The organism is Planctomonas deserti (assembly GCF_003067705.1).
Classification (GTDB): domain Bacteria; phylum Actinomycetota; class Actinomycetes; order Actinomycetales; family Microbacteriaceae; genus Planctomonas; species Planctomonas deserti.
Genome location: NZ_QANL01000239.1, coordinates 1 through 508, shown reverse-complemented (window position 1 = coordinate 508; position 508 = coordinate 1). Strand labels below are relative to the sequence as shown.

General features: G+C 65.6%; 1 protein-coding gene. It reads left to right on the top strand.

Annotation, left to right across the window (positions count from 1 at the left end):
• Nucleotides 1-96 precede the first annotated feature (96 nt).
• Nucleotides 97-508 (top strand): ThiF family adenylyltransferase (locus DAI20_RS20475; RefSeq protein WP_205781557.1); only part of this gene is annotated, 412 nt, incomplete at its 3' end.

Here is a 508-nt window from a genome sequence, read left to right as displayed (position 1 = left end):
GCGGGCTGGCGTTCATGGCGGGCTCTCCGGGCGTGCAACGGTGGGTTCGATGCCGGTGCGCTGTAGGCGCCGACGCCTGCACGTTAAAATAGCCGGATGAACGAACAGGTCAAACAACGCTTCGCCGGCATCGAACGGCTGTATGGCGTGGGTGCGCTCGAGCGCCTGCAGGGCAGCCGCGTGGCGGTGGTGGGCATGGGCGGCGTCGGCTCATGGGTGGTGGAGGCGCTGGCCCGTTCGGCGGTCGGCCACCTGACCCTGATCGATGCCGACGATATCTGCGTGTCCAATACCAACCGGCAGCTGCCGGCGATGGAAGGCAACTACGGCCGCAACAAAGCCGAGGCGATGGCCGAACGCTGCCGCGCGATCAACCCGGACATCGCGGTCGATGCCGTACAGGCGTTCCTGACGGTGTCGAACATGGCCGAACTGCTGGACCGTGGCTTTGATCTGGTGATCGATGCCTGCGACAGCTTCCGGGTCAAGGTCGAGACGATTGCCTGGT